5 protein-coding genes are annotated in these 9476 nt (G+C 35.1%); 2 read left to right on the top strand and 3 right to left on the bottom strand.

Annotation, left to right across the window (positions count from 1 at the left end; all coding sequences use genetic code 11):
* Positions 1-241: 241 nt before the first annotated feature.
* Entirely contained in the window at positions 242-2272 is a 2031-nt protein-coding gene (locus tag F6K18_RS35350; RefSeq protein WP_287527943.1) for a DNA polymerase III subunit gamma/tau, read from the bottom strand.
* A gap of 1032 nt (positions 2273-3304) precedes the next feature.
* Between F6K18_RS35350 and F6K18_RS35345 the strand changes: the two genes are divergently transcribed.
* On the top strand, positions 3305-4291 hold the full coding sequence (locus F6K18_RS35345; protein WP_287527941.1) for a hypothetical protein: 987 nt from the start codon (positions 3305-3307) through the stop codon (positions 4289-4291).
* Positions 4292-4641: 350 nt separating this feature from the next.
* On the opposite strand, the gene F6K18_RS35340 is transcribed toward F6K18_RS35345, so the two are convergent.
* Positions 4642-4779, bottom strand: a complete 138-nt coding sequence (locus F6K18_RS35340; RefSeq protein WP_287277085.1) for a hypothetical protein — start codon at positions 4777-4779, stop codon at positions 4642-4644.
* A 1544-nt stretch (positions 4780-6323) separates the two neighbouring features.
* Positions 6324-7061 carry a phycocyanobilin:ferredoxin oxidoreductase gene (locus F6K18_RS35330; protein ID WP_287277084.1) on the bottom strand — a complete coding sequence of 246 codons (738 nt, stop codon included), beginning with the start codon at positions 7059-7061 and terminating at the stop codon, positions 6324-6326.
* Between the two features lie 1764 nt (positions 7062-8825).
* Between F6K18_RS35330 and F6K18_RS35325 the strand changes: the two genes are divergently transcribed.
* Positions 8826-9254, top strand: coding sequence for a Uma2 family endonuclease (locus F6K18_RS35325; RefSeq protein WP_287527945.1), 429 nt, complete (start codon positions 8826-8828; stop codon positions 9252-9254).
* The last annotated feature ends 222 nt before the right edge of the window (positions 9255-9476 follow it).

Raw genomic sequence — 9476 nt, 5'->3', positions numbered from 1 at the left:
TATTAAGAATTATAGTCAATAGTTAATGTAGTATGTATTTATACTTAAACCTTGCTCGTAATGCCTATCATGTAAAAATCTGAGCAATAAATACCTGACACTACAAGCTAGACCTGCGGAATGTCGGTTGTAAATATGCCAGCGCACATTGCTATATCAATACTTACTCAAGTTTTCTAACTTTCGCATGCTACATTTTGTAGTGCAAAATGTGGGATTTACGGTATAAGCTACCAGCTAGTTAAAATATAATATCATCATCAAGTTCAAGGTCTTCATTTTTTTCTGGCTCATCTATGCCAATATTACTATCTTCAGACTCAAAAATCTGAGAGTTAACCGATAACTGAGAAGACTCTGATGCAGCAGATAAATCAGTTTTATCTGCTGATTTAATTAACTCTATATCTACTATTTCTCCCTGAAAAAAATCAGCTATTCGGCGAGTGGCAACTGCTACAGTTTGTCTTTCTTTTTCAGGAGATTTTTCCTGTTTCGCTACATTATCCAACTGTGGTTGAAACAAAGAAATATCTGGCATAGTTCTGTTTTCTCTGTCCGATTTTATTGTATTAGATGTTTGGATTGTTTCTGGTTCATCTTCTATAACTTCATCATCAGAGTTAGAGGTTTCTTGATGTTTTTCATGGTTAGTTATGTTTCTTTCTCTTTTACTATTATTGGGATAAATATTTTCACTAACACTTTGATTTTTTCCCTTGGTATTTGTTACTTCTACTTTAACTTTTACCGCAGTCTTAAAAACCTTCTCAAACCCAGCTTCAATATTAGCAACTTTAGACATTACCATTTTCTGCCATTTATCAGAACTAACACCAATACGAGCTACTTGATTGTTAAATCCTAATAATATAACTTGAGGCTGAGGTTGAAGTAGTAACTGTTGGGTACTTAATTTAACTTCAGCAAGTACCCTTTGCCAAATTTCTTGTAAATCAACTTCTTCAGGATTAACATTAACAGCTTCCGAACGAACTAAATTTTCCTCATTTTTTGATGCAGTCGGAATTTCTTTTACCTCCGATATTTTCTGTTTTGGAGGTGAATAAATAGGTGACTTTACTTGTGGTTGACTAGAACTTTTAGAAGTACTTTGAACCGAAATATTTTGACTTGTTTGTATTTGAGGTAACTGTTCGACTATTACCCTCGAACTTGCCAATGCAGCAGGCAATAATCCCAACAAAGTGACCTCCAACCATAAACGAGGTTGAGTAGTATTTTTAATTTGTACTTCAGAAGTTTGTAAATGCTTTTGACCGGCTAAAATAGTACTAATATCCCATGTTTGAGAAACTTGACAAAGTTGTTCCCAAGTAGGTTTTGTCAAAGCCACCAAATTTGCATTTGTCGGTGCTGTTTTTGCTATTAATAAATCTCGGTAAAATCCTGCTAAATTTTGTAATATAATAATCGGTTCTCGACCCCGATCCATTATTTGACGAGTACATTCCAAAACTTCCGTAGAATTATCAGAGGCGATCGCTTCTAAAAGTAACATTAAATCTCGCTCTGGCACCGCCCCTACCAAGTCCCATACTCGTTCAACTGTAATCTCACCTGCCAATAAACTCAACTGGTCTAACAAACTTTCTGCATCTCGCAGTCCACCTTGAGCAATTTGAGCTATCATTTGGACAGCTTCAGTGGTAATTTCAATTTTTTCTTCCGTAGCAATTTTTTGCAAGTGTCCGACCATCGCTTCTAGAGGAATTCTGCGAAAGTCAAACCTTTGACAACGGGAGATAATAGTCGGTAAAACTCTCTGAGGGTCTGTAGTTGCCAGAATAAAGACCACTCGGTTTGGTGGCTCTTCTAAAGTTTTGAGTAGAGCATTAAAAGCTGACACAGATAACATATGGACTTCATCGACCACATATACCTTATAACGACATTGAACGGGTGCAAACTGGGATCTTTCAATCAATTCCCGAATGTTGTCCACACCAGTATTGCTAGCTGCATCAATTTCTATTACGTCCAGAGTTGACCCTTTTGTAATACCTATACAAACATCACAAGTACCACAAGGACTGGGGGTAGGATGGTCATGGGAGAGACAGTTGAGAGATTTGGCAAAAATTCTGGCGCTGGAAGTTTTCCCTGTACCTCTCGGTCCTGTGAATAGATATGCTGGAGCTATTCGTTCGGTATGGATAGCATTTGTGAGGGTTTGGGCGATCGCTTCCTGACCCACTAAGTCAGCAAAAGTCTGAGGACGATATTTGTGATGGAGGGGTTTGTAGGCCACAATTCAGAAATAAGAATGATTTCGTATATTCTAGTTTGATTAAAGTAATCAGCAATACTAATTTCTTGTTTTTTTTCAGTATTTCTGCTGAAAAATTTGATGATATTTTAGTTATATTGTCTATGAAAATTTATTCCTTTACAAAGGTTTTAACAATTTATGTATTTTCCCTAATTTATATAAAGTATAATATTTACTATTACTATTATAGAGTAGTAGTTCAAAGATTTTAAATATCTTACTTAATTTTTGTGCATAAATTAAATGTATGTCTAATTTCTAACATGATTCCTAACTGATGAGTTAACTTTTAGAAAAATTTTTTGAATAGCCTTGATTTTTTGAGTAATCTTGAAAAAGTTCTAACTTAATTTAGAATTGCCTATCAATTTCTATGAGGCTGGAAAATTGGCTAGCTGGTTTAGGATTTATTTTTGATTACTTAGACAATCAATATTTACTTGACAATAAGCATTCAGCAGTCAGCTATTAGCTATCAGCTATTGCTTTGAGTTTACGATCAAAGCTTTATTAATTGTCTTACTACAAAAGTTATATCCCTTGCCCTTAAAGTCTATATTAATTTCAACACTGTCCTTAAGGAGAGATCCTTGTTGCTGAGAGCATACAGCTAATAGCTATTTGCACAGCATTCCGCAGGAAATGCTTACACTTTACAGAAAATCAAACAAAAAAACTCTAGATTTTATATGAGACTTTGTGGATAAAATCAGTCAAAAGCTAGTGGATAACCATGAGATATTATCAGAATTTAAGGCAGCCTAAAAACAGATAAAAATAAGACAAATTTATAGTTTATGTTCTGTAATTTATTTAAAATTCAAATTATCAAGATGCTTACTATACCTGTAATTGTAGTAATTTTTAACCTGTTTATAGTTTTTTAGCCAATCAATAACCTCAACTATTTTCTACCAACTATAACCATCAGGTATTTATCCTGAAAATATTAACTCCCTGATTTTAACTTGAAATTTCTGTAAATTAATTGTCAAATTTTATTTAAAACCTATGTTAACACCAATTACTATTGTGGAACCAAGGTTAACCCAAGCTTCATCAGCACCACAACTAACTTTGCAAAAATCAGAATATATTTGGATGGCTGCATCTGGACTACTATTACTATTAGTGATTATTATGGGTATATTCCACCAAGTAAAAATGAAGCAATTTAATAAAAAACTAAATATGGAAGGATTTAGAAATAAAGACCTGCGTAAAAAATATAAATTGGCTGTAGCAACTATCTCAAAAATGGAAAAAAATCCTGACCTAATCCATTCGCGAGAGTTTAACTTAGACTACTTAAGAATGCGGATGGTAGAGGAAGTTTTTCACTTTGCTATTGTCAATCAAATTAAGGTAAAAGTTAAACAACAAATTAGTATTGTATTGCGTCCTACTCCATTAGCAGCAGGAGAAAAAGGAAACCCAAGTGGGCGACAAATTGATTCTATGTTTGATGTAGAATATGATACTGGGGAACCAGGCAAAGATCTGAAAAAAAGAGTGTTATTTCGGGTGTCAATCAAACTGACAAAATTACCAACTCAGGCAACTTCTCAAACTATTAATCAAATTATTGATTGTTTAGAAACCTACCTTAGTCCTAGTGACGATCATGATAATTGGACTCCTACTATTCAAGGTCGAATTGTACATATTGATTGGGATCAAAAAGCAAAACCAACACCGATGTTGGTACTAGAGCAATCTAATGATGGAGTTCTATTTCGTACTAACCGACCAGCAGCAAGGAATGTTAGTCCACCTCCGCCTCCACCTCCACCTCCACCTCGATTCAGATCAACTGTAAGTAAAAGAAATACTACTAAAGGAGCAAGAATGCAGGTATCTACAAAAGGCAAAATAAAAGGTGCAATTAAAAATAATGTAAAAAATACTAAAGGAGCAAGAATGCAGGTATCTGCAAAAAGGAAAACAAAAGGTGCAATTAAAGGTAGTGTATCAAGAAAGTGTGGAAATGATTCATAATGCCCATGTACGCGCATATAGAAACCTCACAAGTCAGTAGTGACGAATTTTGGTCATTTGTCCAAAAAAAAGCGAGTGCTAATTGGTGGTGTCTACCCAGAATGTAAGACGGACTCAAGACACAAAAACACTGTCAGATGAATGAATTGACACTCATGTGATGGGGTTGCACATTATGGAATGATATTACCAAAAATTAGTTTAGACTTTAACTAAAAAAAACCATTAATTAGTCATTATAGCAATTATCAAATCCAAAATCCTGTTCATCAAAAATATAAAATCATTCGTCACTGTGCAACGCCCATGTGATTGTTGGATTGGGATGACTCAAGCATCCAGAACGTGGATTAATTTTGGCCACTCATGTGGGCAAACACACTGACCAGTTCCGATACAGAATTAATCACCAACACAGAAGGGAAAACTAACTGACTGGCAGTGGCATACTGATGATTAGGGTGGGTATGAGCGAGTTTTGCCTCCAAAAGTAAAGCACATCAAGTGTAAAGACCAGACACAGCAGATAGGTAGGTGGCATCGCACCCCAGAATAAATTTGGTAAGGTCTGGGCACAAACAGAGATAATGGTTAGGTTAGCGTTCGCGGAGCGTGGCGGAGCGCCGTATCGCCTACTTCAATTGGATTTGGGTTCATAGTCGCGAAGAAAATACTGCTGCACAAACAGCTGAGGAACGCGTTCGCGGAGCATTGCAGAGCGCAGTATCACTCCTTAGAGTTGGAACGACCTAACTAATTACTTATCCCACACTTTGCGCTCTGCACTACCCAATTAAAAATAATGCTAAAAATACTCAAATTCGGAAATAATTAAAGTCAGGAAGAAGGAACAAGGAAGAAGAAAAGCAGACTTCAGGAACCATGTAGTGTAGCGAAATGTTAATGAGTGGAAATTGATTAGTTTGATTTTATTGTGTTTAAATATGCCTAGCTTAACAGGTAAAAATCTTCAATTTTAACTATCAGGTTAGCAACATTTAATATCATGTCCGGTAGCATCGGTATTGTATAGCAAGGGTAGGGAATAGGGAACAGGGAACAGGGAACAGTCAGGAATACTTAAGAGCAAGAAAAAAACTTAAATTTCCTGTAGATATTCACCTTTGGGTTTACACAAACGCGCCCCAGCGGACATGATATAACGAAGTCAGAAGTCACAACTCAGAAATCAGAAGTTATTTTTGTAACGGGGGATTTGAGCTTCGCTCCAAAAATATTTCGTCTTAAAAGGCGGGGTTGCGCGACCCAATTATTTTGATAAAATGCGATAATTGTGAGTAAAAAGAAAATTATATTTCTTTTTTTTACTAGCTAAATTTTGCAGAATTTAAACTATCATAATTTCAACTATATTTATACCAGATTTACTATCTAAAGCAACCGTGGGTTCATCTACTGCAATACTAACTTAGGTTTAATTATTAAAGCATGAGCGATCGCTACCCTTTACTTTTGCTCGCCATATAAACTCTTAGGGTAGTAATGTACTCATTCTCCTAATCCTATTAATTCTAAAAATTTCTATGATTTGATGGACAGTTTCTGCCTAAAAAATTGGGGTGAAATTCTCAATACATTTGCACATTTTGCGTCGCATTTATAGCAGGGAATAGAGAACAGGGGTGTCACCCCGCGTCGGCAACAGACGCAAATGGTCAGAACCCGGTAAGGTTTCCTCGTCTGGAAATACTTTCAGCCGAAAAAGTGTTTCATTCTTATTTGAAATTACTATACAATTTAGATTACCTACTGACTCTCGAATTTGTTGAGTTGTAGAGATGTTTAATCGAAGGTCTCTACAATCTTTAATATATATTAAATACCATGTCCGGATGATTAAATATAGTAAAAATGTTATCCTCTAAATCTGGAAGAAATATCCCAAACTTCTGCTCCGTTTCCAGTGTTCCCTCTTGAATTTACACCTACCAACAAGAACTTTATTCTCACTAATTAAGCGGACATGATATAACAAATCAAAAAAAATTATTCGCAATTTCTTTTGTAATCATTAATCAGGACTATCAAATAATACAGTTGTCAAATAATAATCTGTCCATTCAGGCCCAAAAGCTTTTTCCAAGACTCGGCGAGTTTTGTCGTTTTGTCTCTGCTGACTAGAGTAATGGCGTTGAGCTTTAAGAATCTCAAGTTGTTGTTCTGAGGTAACAGGTTTTTGGGCGATCGCTTGTTGGCAATGTATTTCTAGGTAAGATTCCACTATAGATAGAAATTTTTGTTCTTCGTCTAAATCACTAGGTCGTATGAATAGACAAAATTCTGAAAATATTTCGCCCCATTTAGGAAGTTGGCGAGGATAAGAAAATTCTTTTATTGGTAAGTTTTTAAGTTGGTAATTATAGACTTGTGGCAGTTTCCTTTCTTGATTGAGGGGTGATAGATCGACTACTGCTGCACTTATTTGACCTCTTGCTCCCACTAAATCTGTGCCAAATATAGGTAGGGCATAACTTGTTCTAGGAAACATTACGCAGTGTAATATATCTAAGCTTTGACCTACTTTGGCCAGTTCCAGATGTAGCTTGCGGAACTGGGAGGTTTGATAACATTTGTTTTCTATTGTTAGTTTTTCTCCTTCGAGACGGCCTTCTACATACCCTAGTTCTGCGGGTAGGTAATATGGCCGTAAGTCCAGGTAACGTTGCCAAATTGCTTCTATGGTATCTGCTAGTTGGCATATTAAGGGGTGCTGTTGTTCTCGTAGTGATGGAATTGATGTTTTTAACATTCTAGTTATAGGCCAGTTAGGTGTAATTTTACTATATTAGCTTTTTTAGATTTTAGATACTTACTTAATTAGTAGTTTAGTAGTTTGTATATTCATTAGAATCCCACAATTCTACCTCATTGTCTCAATAAAAATCAGAAATTGAAAGGAGAAATTATTGTAAATAGAAAGTGAGGTGAAAGTTGATAGTGAACTTGGGAAGTATTTTCTTGTTTTGCGAATACTGCGACTGCTATTTAGCATATAACGGTGTTCAAAGTTATTAATTTTTCAATTCTTAATATGATTGATTGTCACTTTCCTAAATACTAAATTATCTCCTAATCAGAGTTTTACTTAGATTTTAATTATATAGTAAATATGACTAAAATTTAACCTATATTTACAATCTCAAAGGTATTGAAAAGCTATTAAGTGAAGTTTCGTTAAATTAACTTGCATAGTTAATTAATAGTGCTAAATTAGAAATATGAAGAAGCAAAAAGGCTTCTTTAGCAGATGTCAAAAGTTGAAATAATAACTTAGGAGGTAACAAAAAACTGTTTAACCTGCTCATCATCTGTTCGTTTAGACTCCAACAGCAACCAACGGTGGTTGATATTTCCTCAAATATTTGTAGGGGAGCAATGAATTAAAACTTTTGAAAATTCTAACTCTATTTAATATTGAATAATGTAGAGGAAATTACTCAGCCAAGGAGGTAAAAAAAAGCTGTTAAATTTTAAGTTAATCTCAATACAAAGTCGGAATAACACCCATCTAGAAAGCGAATACTTCCTAAAAATTTGGGATTAGTACAGTGAATTTAAAGCTGTGCATCCAAGACCTAAAGAGGAAAAAAGGAAGTAATAAAGTGAGTATTAGGTGGGTGTTATTGTCTGAAAAAATTGACTTAAAAAAATAAAGTAAAGTTTTATTAAATTGTCTTGTAATTATTAGTAACAGTGTTAGATTAGTAATTGAAGCAGCAAAGCTTCAAACATTCACAACCTCATCTTCTTCGATCAAAGAGTTATAACTTAATACTGAGTGTTAAGGTTTTGACCGAGAAACAGGTTGTTGTCAACCTTAATTGTTAGTTAAGTAGTTGACATTAAAAATAAGGAGGAAAAAAATACTGTTAACTCTAGTTATCTGTGTGATTCAACAACAGCAACTTCTTTGGCAGAGGCTGATTGTTCCTCAAGTTGTAACAGTAAGGAAGTAAAGATTGCTCAAGTTGAGATTTGAGTTAAACTTCATTTCAAATTCATTAAAACAGAGGAAATAATTTCAGGAACTCAGGAGGTTACAACGCTGTTAAATCTACGAAAATCTGTCTCCTTAAATAATCAAAAACAACGCCAAAATAGAAAACTAATACTTCCTTAAATGGTAAAAGGGGAGCAATGTAACTAAGATTTATTTCATGACTTAGTGCAACTCCAGAAATAATCCAGAAATAGAAGGAAGTCACTGAGTGAGTAAGACTGAGGCGTTGTTTTTGTTTTGGGGATTGAAACTGTTCAATAAAATCTGCACATAAATTGACTCAAAGGAAAAGTTTTTCTCTCTTGGTCGATTGGATATGGCGTTAGCGGAGCGGCTCTGTTAAGAGCAGGAGACCCGTTCTTACAGACCCGCTCCGCTGTTAGCGTTTGCGGTAGCATTCCGGAACGGAAAGCTTTGCGGTAGCAAACGCCATCCCACCCTACGGGAAGCTACGCTAACGACCGCTTGTTTCTCCTTGAAAGGAGAGGCTTTAAACCTTAATTATTCGGTAATATCTACGCTAGTTTATTAACACATTTACGCGGAAGTGGATGTAAAACTTTTATTGCAGATATGAAAGTTAAAATTGCCCTTGCTGAAAACGGTTCTGACATTTTTTATTATCCGGATGTCATGGTAACTTTTGACCCACAAGATACAGAAAAATATTACAAAAGTTATCCTTGTTTAATTGTGGAGGTACTTTCCCCTTCTACTCAAGATTTAGACAGACGAGAAAAACGTTTAAATTACCAAAGTTTAGGAAGTTTGCAAGAGTATGTATTGGTCGAACAAACAGAAATTAAGGTAGCAATTTATCGTCGATTAGAAGTTGGTTGTTGGTCTGGGGAAATTTTAGGTAAAGAAGATTATTTAAAGTTAAATTCAGTGGGGTTAACTTTAACAATGACTGATATTTATGATGAGGTTTTGATTGGATAAATATAATAAATTGCATAACTGTTTGGTTCTACGGATATATCATTGAGTAAAACCAATTTTAAGAGTTAATTTTATGAAAGCAATAGTTAGAAATGCTCTAGTGTGGGGAGCAACAATTATTAGTATCTGTGGGTTAACTGTGGGGATGGTGAAACCAGTAGTAGGGGAAATTAAACCTGTTGTGGTAGCGCAACAATCTGGGGAAGTCGAGGAGTTGAAGCG

This window comes from Okeania sp. SIO2C2 (genome assembly GCF_010692625.1).
Lineage (GTDB): Bacteria > Cyanobacteriota > Cyanobacteriia > Cyanobacteriales > Microcoleaceae > Okeania > Okeania hirsuta.
This window is presented reverse-complemented; position numbering and strand designations above follow the sequence as displayed.

Bases quoted from the DNA above. Each gene is read 5' to 3' on its own strand.
- F6K18_RS35330 (WP_287277084.1), bottom strand. From the start codon at position 7,061: ATGTTAAAAACATCAATTCCATCACTACGAGAACAACAGCACCCCTTA.
- F6K18_RS35345 (WP_287527941.1), top strand. From the start codon at position 3,305: ATGTTAACACCAATTACTATTGTGGAACCAAGGTTAACCCAAGCTTCA.